Genomic DNA, 24,073 nt, shown 5'->3' with positions numbered 1-24,073 from the left:
ATTGGCTAGTGTTTGTCAAGGATCTTCATCTTTGCGTCAACATTTGCTTATTCAAGATTTCCCAGCAGCTATCAAGGAAGCTAGGGCTCTTTTGTCCTCGTCTGAATGTTCGTTGGCACAAGCGCGACTTGCCCTTCAGGCTTTAGCACAAGGTAAAGATTATGAAGCATGGAGTAGGGAGTTTAATAAAGCACGACAGCGTTATCCGGAACTTGCTAAGGATCGCGATGCTTTGGAAAACTTTGCTCAACAAATTCTTTCCGACGGTATTCATCATCCGTCAATAACGGTTCGAGCTGTCAGCATTCTTGCTATAGGTTTAGCTAGAGACTTTCGTTTAACCCCCTTAGTTTTATCCTGTCTTTCCGATGATAGTGTCATCGTGCGTACTCTAGCTTTGCAAGTGGTTTTGCAATACGGATCTCAAAATTTAAAGGATGCTGTGTGTAAGATCGCACGTCATGATGATTCTATGCAGGTGCGCATTATGGCATATCAAATTGCCGCAATTTTAGATATTGAAGAACTTCTTCCTTATCTTCAGGAACGGGCAAATAATAAGCTTGTGGATGGAGAAGAACGTAGGGAAGCGTGGAAAGCCTCTTTGATGCTTACCCCCCAGTTTTTGATGGGATCTAGAGTGAAGGAAGATATGGACCAGGCGTTATTCGCTTGTGAGCTTTTACGTCACGTAGGAGAAGAAAAAGACGAGGGTGTTCTTTTAGATTTGTTGTCCATTCAATATCCTGAAGTCCAAGAGACTGCTTTGCGAGCGGTTTTAGCTTGTGGGCGTGGGGTAAGCTGCGAATCAGCACAAATTGCTGCTCAGGTGCGTCATATCGCGCAAACATCCTCATTCCCCAAGGTGCGTCTACAGGCAGCAGCCCTTCTATATCTTCAAGGAGACCCTTTAGGGGAAGAACTTTTAGTCCAGGGGTTACTTTCCCCCTTTGCCTCTACGTGCGAATCTGCTTCAGCAGCGGTATGTTCATTGGGAATACGTGGAAAAAATCTCGCGGATAAGTATTTGAATGCTGTGGTTTCCAGAAAAGCTGCAGCTAATCTTGCGATTTTACTTCTTGTCAGCCGTACAAATATAGAGAAAGCCGGTGATGTTATCGCTAGTTTTATCAGTGACCCTGAAATGTGCTGGGCTATAGAGCAGTTTCTTTGGGATTCACAGTGGAATCCTAAAAGTGCTTCACTTCCTCTTTATTTCGATATGATAAAAAGGGAAATCGGAAGAAAGTTAATTCGCCTACTTGCCGTATCTAAATATAGTAAGGTCAAAAAGGTAACAGGAGATTTTCTCTCCAATCGGCAACAGCAGGGATGGAGCTTTTTCTCCGGAGTATTTTGGGAAGAAGGGGATGAACAAGCTGCAGAGACGTGGACAACAGATAAGAGTTTTGCCTCTAAGCTAGAATCTACTTTGGCAACTTTGTGCCAGAAAAAAAATAACGAATCTTTGCGCAGAGCGATGGAGCTCTATCCAGAAAGTCGGTGGCAAGACAAACTCGCTATTTTAGAGGGGATAGCTTTCTCTGAAAATACCGAAGGTGTGGATTTCCTTCTAGAATGTTGCTATCATGAAACCCCCTCGCTGCGTTGCGCAGCGGCAGGGGCTTTATTTTCTTTATTTAAGTAGATCGGTTTTCGTTGTCTTGACCAGGTTATTTAGGGGATGGGAAGGATCTATAGCTACAGAGTCTAGGTTTTCTTTATATTTTTGCAGTTCTTCAATTAATAGAGTTAGCGCTTGATCACACTCTTCTTGAGAAAGCAAAGATTTACAATGTTTCTCTAGAGATTCCAAAAATTCATCCACGAGACAGACGATATTGCAAATAAATTTTTTCAAATAAATAATTGATGTGTTTTTAATGTCTTTATTTGTCATGATTAATTTAATTTGTTTGTTTGTTCTGCTTTTTAAATAAAAAAGACTTTTTTTCTATATTTTTAAATATAAGAAGAATGAAGTTTTTTATGGATTTTAAAGATCCGTTGTTTTATCCTTGTGTAGTAATCTAGAGCGCTAGGATTTTCAGATATGCGGACATCTTCTTTTTCCCTGAAAATACTTCGCGCATCCCAGTTTTCTTTAAGCTTCCGTTATTCTGGACGCTACCTCCATCAATTTTAACTGTGTTTAAGTAAAATTTTTGCTGAAGATGTTTGATGTTATTGTTCTCCCTGAGCAGTTTCTCTTCAGCTTGTGTGTTTTTTGCAGTTAAGAGTTTCAAAATGAATTTCGGATTATTTTTAGGTTGTTTGCTTGGTGTTCAAGCTTTGTGTTTATTTGTAGGGCGTAAAGGAGGTTCTACAGTTCAGGATCGCGAGGGATATTTTCTCGCAGGAAGAAGTTTAAATACCTTTTCGTTAACGATGACGTTTATCGCTACGCAAATAGGTGGAGGGGTATTGCTTGGCGCTGCTGAGGAAGCTGCTCGTTATGGTTACGGCGTGATTTTTTATCCTTTAGGAGTGGCTTTGGGTTTAATCTTTCTTGGTATGGGACCGGGAAGAAAACTTGCCTCGGGATCTATTGTTACTGTTGTGACGCTTTTTGAGAGCGTATATAAATCAAAGAAGCTACGTAAAATGGCTTTTCTTCTTTCTTCTTTGTCCTTATTTTTTATTCTTGTTGCGCAGATTATCGCTTTGGATAAGCTCTTTGGCGTCTTTGCTTATGGAAAGTACCTCACAGCAATTTTTTGGATAACTCTCGTATTTTATACATCTACCGGAGGATTTCGTGGAGTTATAAGAACGGATATTATTCAGGCGATTTTCCTTCTTATCGCTGTAATCACTTGCGCTATTTCTGTTTGGTATACTGCCTCGGAATTTACTCCAATACTATCCAATACCTCAGTTTTTGATCCCCTGCCAACAAGCAAACTGCCCGGATGGATTTTCATGCCCATGGTGTTTATGATCGTTGAGCAAGATATGGCACAACGCTGTGTTGCTGCCTCATCACCACGACGGTTGCAGTGGGCAGCTATACTTGCAGGTATTGTTGTTCTCCTGTTTAATTTCATCCCGCTATTTTTAGGTTCGCTAGGAGCAAAATTAGGACTTTCTCAAGGTTGTGTGCTTATTGATACCGTAGCCTACGTAAGCGGTCCATCACTGGCAGCAGTTATGGCAGCAGCTATTGGTGTGGCGATACTTTCTACAGCAGACTCGTTGATAAGTGCTGTTGCCCAGCTTATCAGTGAAGAGATTCCACAAATCTCCTTTATGAACTATCGCTATTTAATTGGTATTATTGCTGTATTAGCTCCCCTTGCTGCTCTAGCTTTTAGTAATATTGTTGATTTGCTGATATTAAGTTATAGTCTTTCCGTATGCTGTCTTTCAGTCCCCATAGGGGTGGCTCTTCTTACACGGTATCAAGCAAATCCTTCTGCAGCTTGGTCTGCGGTTCTCATAGGAGGAGGTGTGTATACCCTAGGGTATTTCATTACCATTCCTTTTTCTAGAGACCTAGTTGCTTGGTTCTGCTCTTTAGCAGCTTTCGTCTTTACCGAAATGTTATGCGTGTATAGCAGGAAATTCTCCGAGAAAAAGGCTTAGTTCTTTACCTCAATATAAGCCCCTGTAAAGAACCTAATGGGCTGCTATAGGAGATGATGAGGGAGGCTGAATAACATGGTGCTTGGAGAAGCGGGATGTTATCACGGATTTAATATAGAATAGCGTCTGTGCTCACCTTCTTGTTTTCCAACAAGAAGGTGAGTGTCGTTAGCTCAGTTATCTTATGTCGGGATTCGGAAGTTGTTTTAAGCTAGAAAGAAGATCTACAAGAGAGGAGAGAAAGGCTTGGAACCAAGGTTCGTCAGGATGTTCGGGGATGCCTCTGAGTATTTTTCTACAATAGTAAATTAGCCAGTATAAGGCGTAAAATAGACATTGTAAAATGTAGAGTTTGCATGTTTGTTTTACCATATACCTCCAAGAAGAAAATACTCTTATTCCTTCATTGTTATTTGGTAGATAAATATTTAAAACAAACAAAACTTTTCAATGTTTTTCAAAAAATAGAAATAAATTGTTTTAAAATTGATTTTATTTTTCTTTTAATTAAATAAAATCCGAGATTTTATGGTGTGACTCTACACATGATAAAGGATCTTGGGTTTTTTAGAATTTAATAGGGAGACAGTGGGGTTTATGCGATTTATTGATAAATCAAATCCGCGTGTTGTTCTCCTTTCTTTGATCGACTATGATTAATAATAGATGAAAATACTTCACTAAGCTCTTCTGGTGTTATGTGTTGTTTCCCATCACAAAGAGCTTTTTCTGGACATTCATGCATTTCTATTATTAATCCATCAGCTCCCACAGCCATGGCAGCTTTTGCTAATGGAGCTACCAAAGAGCGTTTTCCTGCAGCATGAGAGGGATCAACAATGACTGGAAGAGGGCTGATTTCTTTTAGCAGAGCTACGGTATTGAGATCGAGAGTGTAGCGTGTGGACATTTCAAAAGTTCGAATACCTCTTTCGCAAAGAATTACCCCAGGACATGAGGGCGAGTTTAGAAGATATTCAGCAGAAGATAGCCACTCTTCTATAGTTGCTGAGGGATGACGTTTGAGAATAATCGGACGATGACTTTGACTGGCTTCTTGCAGCAAAACAAAGTTTTGCATGTTTCTTGCGCCTATACGAAGAATATCGACGTTTTCCGCTGTGATTTCTACATCACGCACATCTAAAACTTCTGTTTCTGTCAGCAAGCCATGAATACGTTGAGCTTCTTTATGCCAGATAACGCACTCTTTTTCCCATCCCTGAAAGGAGTAGGGACTAGTTCGAGGTTTTCGTATAGATCCTCGCAACACTGTAGCGCCCGCCGCTTTAGCTGCAAGGCCGATAGCTACGGTATGCTCATAACTTTCTAAAGTGCATGGGCCTGCGATGAGGAGCGGAGACCCTCCCCCAACGGAGACTTCTGAAGATAGGGGAAGAATGGTACTGGGGTCTTCCAAAGATCGTTTTATCGAATAAGGTAGAGGATGAGTCGTCGTAAGAATAAGTAAGCCCCCCTAGTTTATTATGGATTCGATGGACTTCCTGCATTTTCTGCTTTCGAAGTATCATTAGCATCTTTCGGCAGTAAGCAGTTATAGTGATTGTTCGCACGTAAGACAAAAATTCGAGCCTGGTGTTCCGGAGTATAGTCCGTTTGGAAGAATCCTTGCGTATTTGCCAGCGGGGTGAGTTGGCTTACGCTTTGTGTTAAATTTCCATCTGCTAAATATTGACAAAGAGCTAATGAACCCAAAGCCGAAGAAATAGCGCTAATATGCTCGTCTTCAGCTTGCGTATTTACAGAGTTAAACAGATGCATAAGTTCCCGAATATCCATAGAATTCAGGTCATGAATGAGAGTCTGAGATGCCTCTGGGTGCGTATTTTCCCTACGTGCTAATGCGAATAAGAATACTCTTTGTAGAGCGTTGTAAGTCATAATTGAGTTGAGATTCGCCCAGAACAATGTTGTCCAATGGGCAATATTGTTTACAATATGAGTTTTAACACGTTCTGTTTGCTCAGAGATATACGCATGTAGACGGGGTGTCAGAGGTGTATTGTTATCCAAAATCTGTGGATGCGTATTTAAGAAGCTATAAAGCAGGACATCCTCAGGAAGAGTTTGACTAAAGGGTTTGGTAGCATTTTGAGGCGTTGCTCTATGACCTACTACATCCGTATGCTGAATAAATGTCTCCCACATTTGAGGATATGTTAGTCGTACGTCGTTAAGTAAAGCCGTGGTTCGTACGGGGTCTTCTAAATTCATGACCTGGAGGAAATCCGTACGCATACCTGGACAGAGAGAGAGCGCTGCAGGATCCCTGGCTAATAGAGATAGTGTAGATTCAATAGTTTGGGGGGTTACGTTATTTCTAAATTCGGGAGCGGTCCAACAGAAAGCTCCGAAAATGCTTTCTCCAATGGATAAGATGTTAGATGCATTCTCTTTCTTTCTCAAAGCTTGTTGTAGGAACGGGTGGTAAATCAGCATAACTTGCTTTGTAGCGTTTGCGATTGTCCGATTTTGCAATAGGGAAGGATACTGTAATAGGAAGAAGAACATCTTGACTCCCTCTAAATATACGGGATCCTGAGGGGTCGATGGGGATTTTACTTTTAATTTTGCAAATATCGGAGAAGTTGAGAATTCTCTATAGGCTGATTGTAAATTATGACTTTGTTGAATATGTGCGGTGATAGTATTCAAAGAGACTTGTAACTGATCTTTAGAAACTGTCTGTGGGGTGGATTGGAGTAATTTGGCGATGCGTTTATAGGCTTGACGTAGTTGTACAATTGTCCCCGAGGCTTTAAATCCATTACAGAGGCTTAGAGCAATCTCAATAAAACTACTAGCCTGTTTTTGAGACCAACAAGCCTGTAACTTCTCATTAAGAATTTTTGCTTTTTCTCCGTGCCACCCTAGGAAGGCTGATAGACTTTTTTCGTTGGCTAAAACTCCTTTGAGGATATTTTGTGCCTGGGTTAAAAAGGCTGCACATGGGCTGTAGTGTTCTGCACATGAAGGATGAGAAAGAATGAAGGCAAGAAGAATCAAAGGAGTGGGTAAAGCAACTCCCTGTCTTGATGCTTCTATAGATTGGAAGAACTTTTGGTAATGTCCCCGAATTTCTTTAGGGAAGTTTGATATGATTGCGACAGAGTGTTCCTCGGTTAAATCTCCAGAAACTAAGACAGCGGATAGTACGTCCATCAACTCATTTAACCATGCTTGAAATTGCGCGGCTGTTTGCTGTTGTTCCTGAGAGAGTTGTTGAAGGCTTTGTTGCTTGAGAAGAAGTTGGGGTAAGAACTCTAAGACAAGGGCCCCTTGATCTGCGGCTCCCGTTATTGGCAAGACATTACCACGGAATAGGTGTTGTAAAATAGGTCCAGATGGTTCTGTTTGGATGAGCTTTTTCAAGACATCCGCTAATACATCCGGAGCGTCTATCATTTGACCCAAGATTACTGCCCGAATGTTTTCCTCTGCTCCCAAAACCGCGAAGCGATTTTCATCCATGGTAAAGAGAGCGAGATTACGTAGGTAGGAAATTGCCGTTGATGTATATACAGGAGACAAAAGTACGTGATCGTATAGATCCTTTACATTAGTGTAGTTTTGGTACAATCTAATAATTTCGGCCATGCGTTCAGAAAGCCGGCGATTTTTTTCTGACGACTGGGCAAAGGGCATGGCTAAAATCCTTTGAGCTTCTTTTTCGCATGCCTGAGGATCTCCAGAACGTATTAAAGAACATGCCCAACCTATATGGAAGGAACGGTAGAAACAGTTTCCATCACCAGGAACATCAACAAGATAATAGTTGTTTTCAAGGTGTCGTAACTGATTTAGCAATAAATGGGCAACTTGGACCTTTTCATCCCGAGGGTTCCCTGTAAGGATAGTCTTTTCAAGATCTTGCATCACAATTCGAAAGGATGAGCGGACTCGCTTAGGGTACGTGGCTACAAATAGAGGATTAAGAATTTGTGCGGGCGTAATAGTTAAACGGGCACCATTGGGGGAAAGTCCTTGCTCATTGAAGAATGCCATAGCCTCTAAAGATTTCCGATCTACTCCCGTAGGTACGAGTCCGATACTTTGTATTTTATCGAGGATCTCTGTTAGCGTCGGTAATTTTGTTTTCGCCTGTGTAGGGGGTAGAGCAGCGGGGGGAGGCGTCGCAGCTGGTGGGGGTGTTGGTTGCGTAGCTGCAGGAAGGTCTAAAGAAGCTTTGGTTGCGGGTTGTTTTTGATCCTGTGGCCTTTTAGGGAGGAGGTCTGTAGAGACTTGTTGCGGTATGGGTTGTTGTAGAGGCTCCCTAGAGATGGGGAGGGGAAGGGGACTCGGAGAATGCACGGGTACAGTGGGCGAATAGACTTGAGGCCTTGGCTTCGGAGTCTGCGTTGGTTCTTGAGTCGGAGGTGTTACAGGAATCACGGGTACGGGTAATAAAGTCTCTTCTTCCCCGTGGTGCCTACAGTAGTGGAAAAGCAGAAGCAGACCCAGGGTAATGATGTGTAGTAGCACGTAAGCAACCAGTCTTAGTGCTCGAACACAGCAGGGATCCTGAGGATTGGTTTGTAGGTGGTACAGGTTATTTTTTCCTGGAGGAGGACAGGAAGGTGGGGGAAAAGAAGGTAGGCTCATAATTGAATTTTTTTTTATATAACCATAGGCTTACTCGCTTTCAATCGTTTAATTTAAAGCACATTCGAATTTGAAGATTTATTATTTCATCTGTAAATTGTAACATATTTTTAGTTATTATAGCACATTTTTTATGAAACAGTTTACTTTTTATTTGAAAGCCCTATTTTGTGGAATTTGTTTATTCTTAGCGGGTTGCAGCTCCTCTGTTAATAGAGACGAAATTTGGGTAGTAGGGACTAACGCTACCTACCCTCCCTTTGAGTTTATTGATGAAACAGGCAAGGTTGTGGGTTTTGATATGGATCTTGCGGAGGCCATTAGTGAAAAACTTGGCAAAAAATTGAAAGTCACAGAGTTTTCGTTTGATGCGTTGATTCTAAATTTGAAGAAACATCGCATAGATGCTATCTTGTCTGGAATGTCGATTACCCGATCGCGTCAGAAAGAGATTGCTATGATTCCCTATCACGGGGAAGGCGTTTGTGAGCTAACTATCGTATCCAAACAACCCATAAGTAAAGAGGGTATTCTTCCTTTATCTCAATACTCTTCAGTTGCTGTTCAAACAGGCACCTTCCTTGAAGATTATTTACTATCCCTTCCGGGAGTTTGTGTCCGTTCTTTCGATAGTACTTTGGAAGTGTTGATGGAAGTACGTGGTAAAAAATCCCCAATAGCTGTTCTTGAACCCGATGTGGCTCGTGTAGTATTGAAAGAGTTCTCTGATCTACATACGACCAAAGTGGATCTTCCCGAAGATTGGTGGGTTTTAGGTTGTGGCTTGGGAATAGCAAAAGATCGTCCCGAACATATAAATGAAGTGCAAAAAGCCTTGGAAGAGCTGCGGGCTGACGGAACGATTCATAAATTAGAACAAAAATGGAAATTAGATTAAGGCGCGTTGCAGCTTTTCTTTGATGTTAAGAAGAATCTTTTCTTCTAAAGATTCTTCTTAACCATCTTTTGGTCCGAGTTTTTTACCCACACCTTTGTCTCCTTGTTTTATTTCTTAAAGTTTCTTTCCTTATATAAGAATTAGTTCGTTTGTGTTTTTAATAAACTATTATAATTTGATTTTTTCTATTCCTTTTGTTATTTTTTTCTGATTGTTTTTAGCGGCTGTGTATGTTTGGTTCCTTCCCGTGCTATCCTGGTTTCAGGGATAGCGCTCAATACGCCAACACGCATTTTTATTGTTCTTCCTGCAAGGGAGTTGTGCAACCTAGTGAGGTGTCTGTTCTTGTTGTGGGGAGTGATGGCAAGCCTTGTGGAGTGGCTCCCGTTTTGCGATGTAAGAATCATCCGATAAGAGGGACACATGTTTCTGGGCCTTTGACAACATTGTGGGGTTTGCACCCTAAGGATGCCGAAGCCATTGCTGTTCGTGAGCAAATGAGGAATGTGTGTTTTCGGGTGCGTAATTTAGACATTTGCGCTTTGTTGAGCTTTATCGCTGGTGGTATCTTATTTCTTTCGGGGATTATTCTTGGGGTGATTGTTGCTTCGCCCGTGATCCCAGGTCTGCATCATTGGTGTTTTCCAGCAATTTTATTAGGTGTGGCTTTAGCCTTATGTCTGCTCGGAGGAATTTTTAATTACTTTTCACGAGTGCGGGTGCGTGAGTGGGTGAGCCTTTCAAAGGATTATACCGAGCGTTGCGAACTGGTGCCTGTTCAGGATGGTACGGAAAAATACGTTGTGCTTACAGAATTCCCCCCTTCGTGTCATTTGTTAGATCCGATCCTGGCAGGAGGAGAGCCCCTTCACTCTCCCGTTATGTCGTTGTCAATTTCTGAGCCTGTACCTTCAGAACCTTCTTCTTTTGCTTAATTTTCTAGCTAGCTACAATTCCATTTTTTATACGCGAGTCGGGGATTGTTCGTGGACAAAGGTTCTCTGGGAGATCTTTCATCGGGAAAGTTGACCTTTTTAGGATCAGGAAATCCTGAGGGGATTCCTGTTGCCTTTTGTTCCTGTGCGGTCTGCACAGGGAAACAAATACAACGTTTACGCCCTTCCGTGCTTGTTGAATGGGCCGAGAAGAAATTTCTCATAGATGTTGGTCCTGATTTCCGTCAGCAAATGTTAGAAAACAATATTCAGAAACTTGATGGAGTTTTTCTTACGCATCCCCACTATGATCATATTGGGGGTATCGATGATTTGCGAGTTTGGTATGTGCTTCATCAGCGTTCTCTTCCCGTCGTGCTTTCTGCGTTTACTTATAAATATCTCTGCAAGTCTCGTGAGCATATTGTTTTTCCTCAAGGTGGAGATTCCTCTCTTTCCGCTTCACTAGATTTTACAATTTTAAATGAAGAATATGGCGAGAGTACTTTTTTGGATCTTCCCTATACTTATGTTTCCTATTATCAAAAATCCTGCGAGGTTATGGGATACCGTTTTGGGAATCTTGCGTATCTTACCGATATGAATAGATATGATCAGGAGATTTTTAGCTATCTTTCCGGAGTAGAAACTCTTATTCTATCCGCTTCACCTAACCAGCCACCTGCAGCTTTTTCTGGACGTGGCTACGCACATTTTACTATGAGTCAGGCTGAAGATTTTGCTTCCTATGTGGGAGCAAAGAAATTAATCATCACGCATATAAGTCATAACTTGCAAAAAGAGTTGGCAGATTATTCTGATAAGTTATGTGCTTATGATGGCATGGAAGTTTCCTGGTCTTTATAAGGATAGGTAATGAAAAAAAAATCCAAAGAAGAACAAAAGAGTCGTGAAAGTGCCTTAGGCTGGCGTTTTTCTCTTCCCCGTGAGGAGCAAGATCCTTCGCAAGCTTTAGCTGTGGCTTGTTACACAGGGAAGGCAGACCAAAAGTATGTGCAGGAGCATAGCGACGAGCTAATCTCTCTTGCGGAATCATGCGATATTACTGTTTTAGAATCGCGTTCGTGGATTTTACGCATGCCTTCGTCTTCAACATATTTGAATGAGGGTAAGCTCTTAGAAATCGAAGAGATTTTAAAAATATTTCCCACAATTGGCACATTAATTGTGGACGAAGAGATTACCGCCTCACAACAGAGGAATCTAGAAAAGCGTTTGGGTCTTGTTGTTTTAGACCGTACGGAGTTAATTTTAGAGATTTTTGCAAGTCGTGCATTTACTGCGGAAGCTGGTCTTCAAGTGGAGTTAGCGCGAGCACGTTATCTTCTTCCTCGTTTAAAAAGAATGTGGGGACACTTATCTCGTCAAAAATCGGGAGGAGGTAGTGGAGGAGGATTCGTTAAGGGAGAGGGGGAGAAGCAAATTGAGCTTGACAGAAGGATGATTCGTGAAAGGATTCACAAATTAACCTCTGATCTTAAGGCTGTGGAAAAACAGAGGAAAGAGCGCCGTAAAGCTAAGGAAAAACGAGGAATTCCTTCGTTTGCTTTGATCGGTTATACTAACTCAGGGAAGAGTACGTTATTGAATTTGCTAACCTCCGCAGAAACTTATGCAGAGGATAAGCTTTTTGCTACTTTAGATCCTAAAACACGTCGGTGTGTTCTGCCTTGCGGGCAACGAGTTCTTGTTACTGATACCGTAGGATTTATTCGAAAATTACCCCACGCGCTCGTCGCGGCGTTTAAAAGTACTTTAGAAGCTGCTCTACATGAAGATGTTTTACTGCATGTTGTGGATGCCTCACACCCCTTAGCTTTTGAGCATGTAGAAACAACCAAAGGGATTTTGCAAGACTTAGGTATTGAGCATCCTAAAATTATAACAGTATTAAATAAAATCGACGAGCTCCCCGAAGGAAAAGTACCTGCGAAATTACGTTTACTATCCCCACGAGCTGTGCTTGTTTCGGCAAAAACCGGAGAGGGAATCCCCAACCTTCTGGAGGCAATGACTGAAGTCATCACTGAAGGTTGCCCAGAGGTAACATTAAAATTTTCTTATAAAGATTATGGAAAATTCACAGAGCTTTATGATGCTGGGTTGGTGTTATCTCATCGTAGTAAAGATGATATTTTAATTGTAGAAGCTTATCTACCTAAGGAGTTGGAGAAAAAGTACCAGCCATTTATTTCCCGTTCTTCTTCAAAGTGAAAAGAAGACTTAGTAGGAGGATTCACAAGCTTAAGAAAAAAGAGAATCTTTATTAGTGGGGAAAAGTAAGGATACTTTAGAATGCTGTCTTCTTATTTTTCATATCTCACTAGAAACTTATGACAGTTGTGGAAGTAAAGGGAACATTTAAGCTTGTTTGTTTAGGGTGTCGTGTAAATCAGTATGAGATTCAAAGTTACCGCGATCAATTAAATTTTTTGGGGTATCGCGAAATTATCGATCCTGAGGTTCCCTGTGACCTATGTATTGTCAATACCTGTGCTGTTACAGGATCTGCGGAAAGTTCAGGACGTCATGCCGTACGTCAAGTTTGTCGACAAAATCCCGATGCTTTTTTAGTGGTTACGGGGTGCTTAGGGGAGTCGGATAAGGAATTTTTTAATTCTTTAGGAAGGCAGTGCCTGCTTGTTTCTAATAAAGAAAAGCACCAGTTAATGGAAAAGATTTTTCCCGCTATTCAAGACCTTCCTGAATTTCGTATTCGTAGTTTTGAAGGGAAATCTCGGGCTTTTATTAAAGTGCAGGACGGGTGTAATTCTTTTTGTTCGTATTGTATTATTCCTTATTTGCGGGGAAGGTCGCGTTCGCGACCTGCACGGGAAGTTCTTGAGGAAATTTCCGGAATTGTTTCTCAGGGATATCGTGAGGTAGTGATTGCTGGGATTAATGTCGGGGATTATCAAGATGAGGGGCATTCTTTAGCTCATCTTATTCGACGGGTGGATGAGATCGAGGGGATAGAAAGAATACGGATTTCTTCTATAGATCCCGAGGATGTGCAAGAGGATCTTCGTGACGTTTTACTGTCAGGGAAACATACGTGTCATTCTTCTCATCTGGTCTTGCAATCCGGTTCTAATGCAATTTTAAAAAGGATGAATCGGAAGTACTCACGTGGGGATTTTTTAGATTGTGTGGATGCTTTGCGTTCGGGGGATCCTAAATATGCTTTCACAACAGATGTAATTGTCGGCTTCCCAGGAGAGACAGATAGTGATTTTGAAGATACCCTGCGCGTTATCGAAGATGTTGGGTTTATTAAGGTACATATTTTCCCTTTTAGTCCTCGAGAACGTACGAAGGCCTATACGTTTTCTTCTCAGCTTCCTCCATCTGTAATTAATGAAAGGAAGAAGCACCTTGCTCATGTGGCTAGGGAGGTCGCTCGTAGGGAGATGACTCGGCGTATAGGGGAGACTCTTTCTGTTCTTGTTGAGAGAATTGATGAGGGTGTGGCTTACGGCCATTCCCCATATTTTGATATGGTAGGCTTCCCCGCTACCGCTAATGTCGCCGTGAATACGCTACAAGATGTGTGTATCGAATCCGTGGAAGATGATGTTCTTAAAGGAAAACGCGTATGATTAAAATAACACAGACTTTTAAGCCTTATACGTTGATTCCCGGAACGTTTATTCCTATTCCTGGATCCGAGCTTTACGCTCAAATATTTCCTACGCTATGGCGGGTGTTTTCTTCTTCTCATGTGTTAATCAATGAGGGGTATGTAGAGGCTCAAGGGCCCTTAAAACGCTTCGCCGTTTTCCAAAATTTGCATCGTGGGGGACTGGCTGTGATTTCCGAACAGTACAAGTACTATATTCTTCCCACCGGTGCTAAGGTCGATTCTCTAAAAGGACATCTCCCTTGCGCAGATTCTGCAGAGCCACTACTCTCATTGGGAGTGCATAAACATGCGGATTTGCATAAGATTCGTCGCCGTTGTGACTTAAAAGAGATTCTTCCTTTGTGGTTAAGGCTAAGCGCCTTGGTTCCCGAATCTTCGCGAAACGAAGAATGTTTAAAAAGAGGAAGTGGAACATTATTCGTCGATGCTTACCAAAAGATTCAGGAAAGAAAAAAAACAGAGATCTACGCAGCATTATCTTCCCTATACCTTGCGGGTTTTTCAGAAAATCTCTTGCCCAGGGTGTATGATACTGAATATCAAGGGATTCTTCGTGAGCTTCCAAAAAAGGAAACTCGAGAAGAGGTTCCTTTTTCATTGCTTTGGTATAGCCTGGCCATGCTTCGAGATATCTTTATAGTTCGTGATAAAGACATTGTGGAAATTCTTCCTGCGTTACCTCCAGAATTTCCATGTGGAAGATTTGTTCATGTTTACTTTCGGGGAATAGGAAGGTTTTCTTTAGAGTGGAGTAAAAAGACAATACGCCGTGTCTGTCTCCATGCTGAGGAAACTACCCCCGTTCTTTTAGGTTTTTCTTCAGAGTTGTCTCATTGTCGTTTACGACAGTGGGAGAAGAAACAACTGACAGTTTCTTCGACAGTTTCTTTAGGAGAAAGTATGGAGATAAAAAGCGGAACTACGTATTTATGGGATTGTTTCCATAAATAAGATAGTTTCCTAATGGTTGAGAGGATTTTAAACTCTGAGGACATCTCCTTGTTGATTTCGGGAAGGCAGAGTAATCCTCATAAGTTGTTGGGGATTATTTCCGAGAATTCCTCTCAAGATAGAATTATTCTTTTTCGACCTGGAGCACATTCTGTAGCTGTAGAGCTTCAAGGAAATATAGAGCACGCTACGCATCACCATTCCGGAATATTTTCTCTAACAACTCCCAAGGGTACCCTTCTTAATGACTACCGGATCTATCATCAAAATGGTTTATTAGCTCATGACCCTTACGCATTTTCTCCTTTATGGGGAGAGATAGACTCCTTTTTATTTCACCAAGGAACACATTACAAAATTTACGAGCGCATGGGAGCAATCCCTTGTGATGTTCGGGGAATTTCTGGCGTGCTCTTTGTTGTATGGGCTCCTCATGCACAACGTGTATCTGTTATTGGAGATTTTAATTTTTGGAATGGTCTCGTTAACCCTTTGCGCAAGGTTTCAGATTCAGGGGTTTGGGAGTTATTTATTCCTGGTCTTGATGAGGGAACACTATATAAATGGGAAATTGTTAGTGCTTCCGGAGAAATTCTTATCAAAACAGATCCTTATGGGAAAGGTTTTGATGTTCCTCCGCTCGCAACATCTCGAGTTATTAACAGCGATCGCTATGTATGGCACGATGCCGAATGGATGGAAAAGCGCAGCTGTACACAAGATCAGCCTTTATCTATTTATGAGGTACATGTTGGGTCTTGGCAATGGCAAGATGGTAGACCTATAGGGTATCGGGGGCTGGCAGAGAGACTCGCTCAGTATTGCAAGGAAATGAGCTATACGCATATTGAGCTCTTGCCTATTACAGAACACCCTTTAAATGAATCTTGGGGATATCAGGTCACAGGATATTACGCGCCTACATGGCGGTATGGATCTCCCGAAGACTTTCAATTTTTTGTCGATCACCTTCACAGTGAGGGTATTGGGGTAATTTTAGATTGGGTGCCGGGGCATTTCCCAACGGATACTTTTGCTCTTGCCCATTTTGACGGGGAGGCTCTGTATGAGTCTGTAGATCATAAAGAACCCCTCCATCCCCACTGGCATACTTATACTTTTGATTATCGCTGCAATGAGGTTGTGAATTTCCTTTTAGGAAGTGCTCTCTTTTGGTTGGATAAAATGCATATAGACGGTTTGCGTGTGGATGCTGTGACCTCTATGCTGTATTTAGACTATGGTAGAAAAGAGGGAGAATGGTCGCCAAATATCCATGGAGGAAAAGAAAATCTCGATGCTATTGAGTTTCTCAAACACTTTAACTTTATAGTGCACAAGGAATTCCCCGGAGTAATGACATTTGCTGAAGAGTCTACAGATTTCCCGAAAGTTACAGAACCTATAAATTCCGGAGGCTTAGGTTTTGATTATAAATGGAACCTAGGATGGATGCACGATACCTTTCGTTATCTTAAGGTAGATCCCATATTTCGTGCTTACCATCATAACGATCTGACATTTAGCATTTGGTATGCTTTTAAAGAAAACTATCTCCTACCTCTTTCTCATGACGAGGTTGTCCATGGTAAGGGAAGCCTATTACAAAAAGTTCCCGGAGATACCTGGTCGAAATTTGCCCATATGCGTTTGTTGCTAAGCTATCAGATATGCCAGCCAGGCAAAAAACTTGTATTCATGGGAGGAGAATTTGCCCAGGGGAGGGAGTGGTCGCCAGATAGATCCCTAGATTGGCATTTATTAGACAATCCTTATCACGCTACTTTACACAAATGTGTGGCAAAAATGAACTCCTTGTATCGTGACCTTCCCTATTTTTGGCAAGGAGACGGTAAGCAAGAGTCTTTTCGTTGGATAGATTTTAAAGATACGGAAAATAACGTCATTTCTTATTACAGACTTTCCGGAAATGACTCTAATCAAGCTCTACTGTGTATTCACCATTTTAGCTCGGGATACATTCCCTCTTATGTTCTACATTGCCAAGGCATTAAGATGTGTCAATTGCTTTTCAATAGCGATGACATAGGGTTTGGGGGATCCGGAAAAGGAAACCGTCCGCCTATATTGTGCATAGATCATGGCTTCTCCTGGGGAATCGATATAGAACTCCCCCCACTGGCTACTCTGATTTTTCTTGTTCGCTTTTCAAATTAAAAAATCTCATTTTAATTTAATTTTAAATTGTTTTTGTTGATTTTGTTGCGATTTTCCTACTAATTTGACGAATGTTTGATATCTGAATTTGTGATTATAATTAATTAACAATGAATTTTTTTTTGTTTTTTAATTTATGTCAATTTCTAGAGTTCCCGGAGATGATCTTAGACAGCCAGAGGTTGTGGGATCCGGGGAGATCCCTCAAGTAACTCAGGGTAGCAGGTCTGAGGAAACTTTACTCTATTCCCCAGTGCCTCTGGAGAGATCTGCTATGGATAAGAGAATGTTTTCTCATTCCGTAGGGTTGCTCGCAGGACTCTTGGTATTCGCCTTGGCAATGATTATTGTTGTTGTTGCTCTGACATTTATTGCTCCTGGAGTGCCTCAAAGTATTGTATTGGCAATAGCCTTATCTGGAGTTTCTCTAGGTGGCTTTGCTGTGATGAAAAATATCGTCAATAAAGCTCGTGATCTTTTTGCTCCTCACATGTCTGATAGACAGAGGATAAAGAGTGCTGCAGGTATAGGACTCGGATTTACTGGGTTAGGGTTGGCTATGAAAGTAGGAGCAAGCTTTGTTCCCGGAGGGTACGGAGGTGTTGTTTCGAACTTAGGAAGCTCCGCATATTCGAAAGGTAGCCAATCAGGGTTTACAAGCATCGCACATTATTTATATATCAAGTTTGCTCGTTCTGAAAAAGCAGCTTCTGGAGAAACGTTATCGCGCGTGGAAATAATGCAGGAGGCTAGGAAGCTACACCTGATTAGCTTGAGTCTTCTGGTAGTGGGAGTGGGTTTTGCTATTTTAGGGATAGCCCTGGCTATTGTAAGAACTTTTGTTTTAGCGGGAGCTCCTGCAACAGTTTTAATCGTTCTTGCTCCTCCCTTGCTCTCTATTGGGATAGGATTAACTTTGCAGACGTTGTTACACAGTAGCATCGGAAAGTGGAAGAGCTTTTTAGAAGCTCAAAAAGGGCAGATGCTTTTTGCCGACATGGGATTAAAAAATATTCGTAATGAAGATATTGCCGAAAAAGAGATAGTCGAAGAGCCCCTGAAAGAAATCACAAAGAAAGACAAAATAGATGAAGGAGTCGCTTTTATAGAGGAGTCGGAGGGGATTTTCGAATATAAGAAGATCACTCCGGAGGAAATAGATAAACGTTTATCCTTAACGCCTAAGCAAAAAGTAATTTTTGCTCTGTCTATTCTACTTTTACTTGCGGGAGTAGCTGCTGTTGTTACCGCAGGCTTTGTGGGAATGCCTGCATTACAGGTTCTCCTTATTTCTGCCGTGGGATCATCAGTGACCTCTAGTGTTTTGCCCATGGTTTCTTCAGGGCTAGTCTACAATATATTTCAATGTAAGACGCGGTTGCAAATCAGCAAAGCTCGTTGGAAAGAAGCAAGGGAAAAATCCAAATTTAAGAAACGGCTATCTGATGCGTCATCTCTTCCGAAAGAAGACATCGATAAAGCTTGGCTTCGCGTCGGTAGAAATACGATTCTTGAAACGGATCGTGCTATCCGTGAAGAGATTGCGGATTTTGAGAAAGGCCGCGGAGTCAATAGTGTTATCGTTGCAGGAATTTTCATTACCGCTGGTATTGGAGTTATGCTTCTAACTCTTATTCCGGCTTTGGCTCCTATCACTGCAGGAATATTAGCTATTGGATCCTCTCTATTTACCATTGGATCAGCTATGTATTTACAAAAGCTCACATCATGGCTCTACGATCAGCTGTTAAGGTTAAGAAAGCGTTTGCGCACGCGCAGAGCCTATTTAAACGATATCTCAGGGAAATTGCAAATTGCTACGGAAGATCTGGTTGTTGACGCAACTATTGATGATCTGGATTTTGACGAGGTCGAAGATGGCGATGTTTTTTCTGATGCATTTGATGACTAGTCACTTGTCTCTTATGGCTTAGGACTAAAGTTCTCTGTATATCCTTTTACACCTCTAATTATCATTATAAATAAGTAATATTATAGGTTTTGCGTTTTTATTTTATAAAATATGCATTTAGATTTGTTTTGTTAATTTTTCTCTATTGATAAAATTAAAATAAAATAAGTTTATTTTTTTTGTTTTAAATAATAAAAGAGGCGCGAGTATGTCGGGGGTAAGCGGAATTGGAGGCGGTGGGCCAGGAAGAATTCCTACTCATGGGAATGATGACAAAGATTCTAAGTCGGGGAATATTGGAGACCACGATATAGTTTACGACTCTGAATCTGGCAATCGATCTCGGTCTAGTAGCTCCAGTAGCGAAGGCTCTATAGAAGAGCGAACTCGCTTGTTATTGGGACAGGGTTTCCAAGTGCGTTCTCCAGAAGAAGTAGGAGCTCAAGGAGTTTCTAGTTCTGTTTCAAAAAAAGGGGCCTCACAACCAGGATTTCTCTCCCGCATGTGGACGGCTGTTAAAGGGGTGTTCTCAAAGAACAGGGGAGAGCAAAACCAAGGATCTATAAAGATTTCTTCTCCTATAATTCCAGGTCATAAGCAAGTCGGGGTACGTCTTCCCGAGTCTCGCATGATGCAATCGCATTTTCAGCAACAAACTCTAGATGACGATTCTCTTTTAGATGTCGGAGATACAGATGTCGAATCCCCTGAACACACTCACAGATTAGAAGAAACTAGTACAACGAGTGCACCCTCTACTAGTCGAACCTTAAAAGAAAAGCTTTCTCCTAGAAATATCTTATCTCGTGTTCGTGGTTGGTGGATTTATACGAATAAGAAACAAGAAACACCTGTAGAGGGTAAGGTTGGGCTAACTCTTGCTGAACTGACAGAGATGGTGGAGACCTATAACAATATGATCGAAGGGGCTGATACTTCTGAAGAGCGCGCCTTGTTTACAGAATATCGTGATGCCTATCAGCAGCATATTAATGATTTGAATCGCTTGGCGGATTCTAAGAAGTCTGCCTCCACATTTTATCTTCTAGATGACGAAGATTTTTCAAACCCTGTCTCAGATTTCAATGCAGTTGGGGAAGCAGCGTTTTTAGATATCGATGAAGATATAACAAGCACGTCTGATAGTGAGCTTATAGATATAGCGGGCATGGGGGATAATGCCGATAATTTTCTAGGAGAAATTAGTCCTGAAGTGGCAAGAGTATTGAAGGAAGCCCATAGATTGCGTTTAGAATTTGATTCAGAAGCTTCTGCAAATGTAGAGCCCACATTAAGATCTCGTATTCAACAAGCTCTTGATAAATTGCGTGAAGGAGTTGTGAATATCCTTACGATAATTAAAAATAGCCTAATCGCTCTGGCTCGTTCAGTAAGACGAGGTCTCCAAGCTCTTGGAGAACTGGTGAGACGCCGCTGCCATTTTAATGGAAAAGGATATGAACTTCTCAATAACGAGGAAGAATTCGCATCTGAGGTAGTAGGTTTTATTCAAAAGCACACCAATGCAGAGAATCCTTACCCAGAAGGAACTCTTACTATTCCTGAGACTATAGTAGATGCGTGGGTAAATGGACAACCTGAGATAGTCTACGTTACCGAAGTCGGGGGAGAGTTTGGTAGAGAAACTGTTCGCTATAGAGGAGACAATTCAGAGGGAGTATACGAGGTTATAGGATCTAAATGGTCTCCACATGAGGAAATTTACGAAGAGATGCGTTCTGTTATACCAAGAGATCTCGGAAGTTTAGATGATCACATCCAGCAGGATGCCTCCACCTCTAACCAAGATACGTACTTGACAATGCGCTACGATACAGGAAAAACGATATACGATCAGCTCAGAAGTAGTCGAATTAAAAAAGAAGAGGATAATGCTTACGATGTCCCTTCTTTTAGGGGTTGGAATCCCTACGATACACCAACTTCACCACCTATCCAGCAGGGATCTTCTGAGGGTATCTATAACACTCCACGACCCCAACCTATTTATGATAGTCCAAGAGGTTTTATTATAAGGGGAAAAGCAGGCGAAGAACATGTTTACGATATCCCTAGATTTGCTCCTAGCTTATTCAGAAATAGTGCTGGTAATGATGAAGACGGATATTTGGTTCCAGATAATCAATCAATACCTGAGATAGGAGTAACTGTAGGATTTGCAAATGCTGTGGATGCTTCTTATTACTCAAGCAGTATTGGTGATTTCCTCGATGGGGTTCGCAACAGTAGTGCGGGAAGAGGAGCATCGGAGAGAACATATCCTATGGCCGGCCGGGCTTTGCCTGAGATTCCTTCTGAAACCCCTCCTCCTAGTCCTTATGGAGAGAATAGAATGATGGGGTTGCTAAGACGGTTGCAGGATAAAGTGCTTGGGAAGAATAGGGGGCGTAGTAAGTAGACGTCTTCAAGGCTGTAAAAGGAGACTTTTACAGCTTTGTCTTTTTTAAAAAGTAAGACCACATTCTGCCTTCAGATAGTTACAGACTGTGGAGGAGGCGAAGTCTCCTCTGTAAGATAGGGTCATTTTGAGATTGGAGAACAAGCGCGTAGAGTGATTGACATGAACGGAGAGGGATTGTCTGTCTATAGGGGTTCCTGAAGACAGCCAGCTGCCGTTGCTAGAGAGCAGTGTTGTCAATACCTGAGGATAGTGTCTGTAGATAACAGGGTGGTAGGCAAGTTGTACGTGCCAGATTATTGGGAAGATCCAATCATGCGCCCATTGCATGATCACTCCAATAGGCAATGTGATGTTTTCTAAAGGTCTATTCACTGTGAATTTCCGTGCAAAATCTCTCTGTTCTATAAAATTTGAGAGCGTAGCTCTACAGGCTAAAGCCTCTATAAATGGTGCTACAGAAAACACATTACTCATTAGGTTGAGATTTAGCATGAAATTCAGACAGGCTCCGAATGTATAGCTAGAGAAATACCCTTCGGAATCCTTGTTATCTTCTGCATAGAAATGCTTCGCGATGTGATCCCCATAATTATAGGCTAGTGATGCTGTGGAGACCAAGGCATCTCCTAACCAAGGAAAACGCAATTGTATACCTCCGAAGTAGTTTTTCGAAGAGACTTTGTTAGATGTTGTATGCTCTTTGATGTGAGAGATTTGCTGAGAAAATGCAAAGGAGATCTTGTGATTTATCTTGGTCGCAGCCGATGAGGTTGCTGCATAACCTGCGGATTCCATACGAAATCCACGAATTCCTAGGCGATCACGCTGACGAATAGTCATAATTAATCCCTGACCGCCGAGTTCAAAATATTTGGGATTAGCTTCTGGAGAAAGCAGAGTGTGCATTCCTGACAGTGTGGTGTAGACAGATCCCCAAAGAGCATTGGCGATGAGAGGAGTTTTGTACTTGGGATTAGGAATATAACCTGTAGGGGTCCAATCTACATAGAGTATACGATGTGAAGTATTTGCTGTTTCTGGTGACGCAGAATTGGCTGTTGTTGTGTATTCTTCCCAATAGGGAGACCACACTCCTTGATAACCATAGTGTTTACTCTTATTGATAGTTTGGATATCCAAATCTGTGATTGTAATTTTCTTTGTTGCGTTATCGCAAAGATATAAGAAAGGAACACGCGTAATCCCACTAGAGAGATTTAAAGAGTCATAAGGATATTCATTGTCGCTGTTAAGTAGTTGTAGAGGCCCAGAAAGAGTGATTGTTGGTTTGTCATCTTCGGTATAGGTGGTCGTATTATTAGTTGTAGAGCTTGTGGGATAGATCCAAATTTTAGGAGCTTGAGCGCCTTTTTGGATAAGAGAAGGTAGGTTAAGCGCAAGGTTTGTAATGTTAAGAGCAGAACCGTTGCTTGTTTGATCTGAGGTGTCTGTAGCTTTTACATTTGTTCTGACAACTGCGCCGTTGCCTAATCTTACAGTGCTGTTCTCTTGTGTAATTTTATAAACAGCTAATCCCGCTCGATCTTCAATAGCAAGCACGCCGTATTTGATAGTTATTGGATTTTTTATATTGCTAATGAAGTTCGCTTCGTCTTTGAAGGAGTCGGGAACGAATATCCCGGATAATAAAACCGTTCCTTCGTGATAGTCTTCATTATTAAATGTTATTAATGGAGATGGGTAATGGCATTGGATAGGATCGTAGAACTTCACACAGTAATTTTTCTTTGCCCCAACTTTTAAAGTTGTTCCCGCTGTGCAGTGCATAGTATTTCTATATAGTTGACTATATGTTCCGCAGTTATTATTAAAAATGATGTCCCCATTATCTGCAGATAGATCGCAGGTACCATCATTTTTAATGAGTAAGGCTCCTCCCCATCTAGCTCGATTCTTGATAAATTGAACGGGCCCATTATTTTTAATAGTTAATGTTTGGCACCATAAGGCGCCACCATTACGGTCTACAGTATTATTATTGAAGCAAACGGGTCCAGAATTATCCTCTATTTTTATAGTTGTTGCAGAGATCGCTCCCCCGGAGCTCACCGCTCCAATAGGGCGATCGCATACACCGGAGTTATTCGCAAAGAAAATCAAATTAGAATTATTTCTAATTTCTACGGTAGAAGTTGCGTGGCAAGCCCCTCCAATAGAAGATGAGTTAGAAGTTATATATATAGGTTCAGAATTGTTTGAAATCTCACAATTTTGGCAATAAATTGCTCCCCCTTGTTGATTCAAGGCTAAATTGTTCATTAACAAAATAGGAGCAGAATTCCCTGTTATCTTAAAACTAGCATCTGATGAGACAGCGCCACCGCGCATAATTGCTGTATTATAAGCAAAGCAAATAGCCCCACGATTCTTAGATAACTCAAGATTTCCTCCGCAACAGATAGCGCCGCCATAGTTTGTGGAGGTGCTTGCATAGGCGGGAGCATTAGACTGGTTGCCAATGTAGTACTGTTTTCCTAGATTTTGAGTAATGCTACAGTTGCCTGTAGTATGGATGACCCCACCTTTTTGCGCTGTTATGTTTAAGATAAACTTTATGTCATTCTGAATGTTTTGTACAACTACCGAAGTAGCATCCAAAACCCCGCCGTTTTTACTAGAGATTTTCTGAGAGCAGATAACATTCTTGTAGTTTTCAACAGTAATAGTGCCTGTTGAATTTGTAAGTCCTTCAAGGGTATTTTGTTCTTCAGGAATATCAGAGAAGAGTTTCTGACAAAGAAGTTGTTCATATTCAAAACTTTGAAATGGGCATGTAGCTTGTGTTGGGGAGGCGTGTAAAGAAAGTGATAAACAAGTTAATAAGAAGATCAGAAGATAAGCGCTGAAGGAAGTAGAGAACCGTATTTTCATGGGGGTACTTATT

The 24,073-nt window shown here is 41.5% G+C and carries 16 protein-coding genes; 11 read left to right on the top strand and 5 right to left on the bottom strand.

The genetic code is table 11. The annotated features are described in order from the left end of the window. The first annotated feature begins 31 nt into the window (after window positions 1–31). Entirely contained in the window at window positions 32–1,648 is a 1,617-nt protein-coding gene (locus CF_RS03775) for a HEAT repeat domain-containing protein (protein ID WP_041468103.1), read from the top strand. On the opposite strand, the gene CF_RS03770 is transcribed toward CF_RS03775, so the two are convergent. Beyond that, the gene (locus CF_RS03770) at window positions 1,637–1,900 is read right to left on the bottom strand and encodes a hypothetical protein (RefSeq protein WP_011458301.1); all 264 of its coding nucleotides are present in this window, start codon (window positions 1,898–1,900) and stop codon (window positions 1,637–1,639) included. The genes CF_RS03775 and CF_RS03770 overlap by 12 nt on opposite strands. Window positions 1,901–2,247: 347 nt before the next feature. Here CF_RS03770 and CF_RS03760 point away from each other — a divergent pair, with 347 nt between their 5' ends. Next, a complete protein-coding gene (locus tag CF_RS03760; RefSeq protein ID WP_041467999.1) occupies window positions 2,248–3,585 on the top strand; it encodes a sodium:solute symporter family protein in 1,338 nt (445 codons plus the stop codon). A gap of 177 nt (window positions 3,586–3,762) precedes the next feature. On the opposite strand, the gene CF_RS03755 is transcribed toward CF_RS03760, so the two are convergent. The 3 genes from CF_RS03755 to CF_RS03745 form a co-directional block, all read right to left on the bottom strand. Next, window positions 3,763–3,957 (bottom strand): hypothetical protein, encoded by a 195-nt coding sequence (locus tag CF_RS03755; RefSeq protein ID WP_011458299.1) that lies wholly within the window; start codon window positions 3,955–3,957, stop codon window positions 3,763–3,765. 232 nt (window positions 3,958–4,189) lie between these two features. Next, window positions 4,190–5,050, bottom strand: coding sequence for a 3-deoxy-7-phosphoheptulonate synthase (gene aroF, locus CF_RS03750; protein ID WP_011458298.1), 861 nt, complete (start codon window positions 5,048–5,050; stop codon window positions 4,190–4,192). Between the two features lie 20 nt (window positions 5,051–5,070). After that, window positions 5,071–8,208, bottom strand: coding sequence for a membrane protein (locus CF_RS03745; RefSeq protein WP_011458297.1), 3,138 nt, complete (start codon window positions 8,206–8,208; stop codon window positions 5,071–5,073). Between the two features lie 133 nt (window positions 8,209–8,341). Here CF_RS03745 and CF_RS03740 point away from each other — a divergent pair, with 133 nt between their 5' ends. The 9 genes from CF_RS03740 to CF_RS03700 all read left to right on the top strand — a co-directional run bounded on the left by CF_RS03740 (window position 8,342) and on the right by CF_RS03700 (window position 21,165). Next, the gene (locus CF_RS03740; RefSeq protein ID WP_011458296.1) at window positions 8,342–9,106 is read left to right on the top strand and encodes a transporter substrate-binding domain-containing protein; all 765 of its coding nucleotides are present in this window, start codon (window positions 8,342–8,344) and stop codon (window positions 9,104–9,106) included. A 230-nt stretch (window positions 9,107–9,336) separates the two neighbouring features. Beyond that, window positions 9,337–10,041 (top strand): hypothetical protein, encoded by a 705-nt coding sequence (locus CF_RS03735; protein ID WP_011458295.1) that lies wholly within the window; start codon window positions 9,337–9,339, stop codon window positions 10,039–10,041. Between the two features lie 51 nt (window positions 10,042–10,092). Next, window positions 10,093–10,908: an MBL fold metallo-hydrolase gene (locus CF_RS03730; RefSeq protein WP_011458294.1), complete on the top strand. Its 816-nt coding sequence runs from the start codon at window positions 10,093–10,095 to the stop codon at window positions 10,906–10,908. 9 nt (window positions 10,909–10,917) lie between these two features. Then, complete coding sequence (gene hflX, locus CF_RS03725; protein WP_011458293.1) at window positions 10,918–12,276, top strand: GTPase HflX; 1,359 nt, start codon at window positions 10,918–10,920, stop codon at window positions 12,274–12,276. Window positions 12,277–12,395: 119 nt separating this feature from the next. Further along, entirely contained in the window at window positions 12,396–13,661 is a 1,266-nt protein-coding gene (gene mtaB / locus CF_RS03720) for a tRNA (N(6)-L-threonylcarbamoyladenosine(37)-C(2))-methylthiotransferase MtaB (protein WP_011458292.1), read from the top strand. Continuing rightward, complete coding sequence (locus tag CF_RS03715) at window positions 13,658–14,656, top strand: hypothetical protein (protein WP_011458291.1); 999 nt, start codon at window positions 13,658–13,660, stop codon at window positions 14,654–14,656. The genes mtaB and CF_RS03715 overlap by 4 nt, the downstream gene beginning before the upstream one ends. A gap of 12 nt (window positions 14,657–14,668) precedes the next feature. Next, on the top strand, window positions 14,669–16,834 hold the full coding sequence (gene glgB / locus CF_RS03710) for a 1,4-alpha-glucan branching protein GlgB (RefSeq protein ID WP_011458290.1): 2,166 nt from the start codon (window positions 14,669–14,671) through the stop codon (window positions 16,832–16,834). 136 nt (window positions 16,835–16,970) lie between these two features. Further along, window positions 16,971–18,746 (top strand): hypothetical protein, encoded by a 1,776-nt coding sequence (locus CF_RS03705; RefSeq protein WP_011458289.1) that lies wholly within the window; start codon window positions 16,971–16,973, stop codon window positions 18,744–18,746. Window positions 18,747–18,954: 208 nt separating this feature from the next. Continuing rightward, complete coding sequence (locus tag CF_RS03700; RefSeq protein WP_011458288.1) at window positions 18,955–21,165, top strand: hypothetical protein; 2,211 nt, start codon at window positions 18,955–18,957, stop codon at window positions 21,163–21,165. Window positions 21,166–21,210: 45 nt separating this feature from the next. Here CF_RS03700 and CF_RS03695 read toward each other — a convergent pair whose 3' ends face one another. Next, window positions 21,211–24,060, bottom strand: coding sequence for a polymorphic outer membrane protein middle domain-containing protein (locus CF_RS03695; protein ID WP_011458287.1), 2,850 nt, complete (start codon window positions 24,058–24,060; stop codon window positions 21,211–21,213). Window positions 24,061–24,073: the final 13 nt, after the last annotated feature.

Source organism: Chlamydia felis Fe/C-56 (assembly GCF_000009945.1).
In the GTDB taxonomy this organism is placed as follows: Bacteria; Chlamydiota; Chlamydiia; order Chlamydiales; family Chlamydiaceae; genus Chlamydia; species Chlamydia felis.
The sequence above is the reverse complement of the archived record's forward strand: the minus strand, read 5'-3'. Positions and strand labels throughout refer to the sequence as shown.

Bases quoted from the DNA above. Each gene is read 5' to 3' on its own strand.
- CF_RS03770 (WP_011458301.1), bottom strand. From the start codon at position 1,900: ATGACAAATAAAGACATTAAAAACACATCAATTATTTATTTGAAAAAA.
- CF_RS03760 (WP_041467999.1), top strand. From the start codon at position 2,248: ATGAATTTCGGATTATTTTTAGGTTGTTTGCTTGGTGTTCAAGCTTTG.
- CF_RS03755 (WP_011458299.1), bottom strand. From the start codon at position 3,957: ATGGTAAAACAAACATGCAAACTCTACATTTTACAATGTCTATTTTAC.
- CF_RS03745 (WP_011458297.1), bottom strand. From the start codon at position 8,208: ATGAGCCTACCTTCTTTTCCCCCACCTTCCTGTCCTCCTCCAGGAAAA.
- CF_RS03740 (WP_011458296.1), top strand. From the start codon at position 8,342: ATGAAACAGTTTACTTTTTATTTGAAAGCCCTATTTTGTGGAATTTGT.
- CF_RS03735 (WP_011458295.1), top strand. From the start codon at position 9,337: ATGTTTGGTTCCTTCCCGTGCTATCCTGGTTTCAGGGATAGCGCTCAA.
- hflX (WP_011458293.1), top strand. From the start codon at position 10,918: ATGAAAAAAAAATCCAAAGAAGAACAAAAGAGTCGTGAAAGTGCCTTA.
- mtaB (WP_011458292.1), top strand. From the start codon at position 12,396: ATGACAGTTGTGGAAGTAAAGGGAACATTTAAGCTTGTTTGTTTAGGG.
- CF_RS03715 (WP_011458291.1), top strand. From the start codon at position 13,658: ATGATTAAAATAACACAGACTTTTAAGCCTTATACGTTGATTCCCGGA.
- glgB (WP_011458290.1), top strand. From the start codon at position 14,669: ATGGTTGAGAGGATTTTAAACTCTGAGGACATCTCCTTGTTGATTTCG.
- CF_RS03705 (WP_011458289.1), top strand. From the start codon at position 16,971: ATGTCAATTTCTAGAGTTCCCGGAGATGATCTTAGACAGCCAGAGGTT.
- CF_RS03700 (WP_011458288.1), top strand. From the start codon at position 18,955: ATGTCGGGGGTAAGCGGAATTGGAGGCGGTGGGCCAGGAAGAATTCCT.
- CF_RS03695 (WP_011458287.1), bottom strand. From the start codon at position 24,060: ATGAAAATACGGTTCTCTACTTCCTTCAGCGCTTATCTTCTGATCTTC.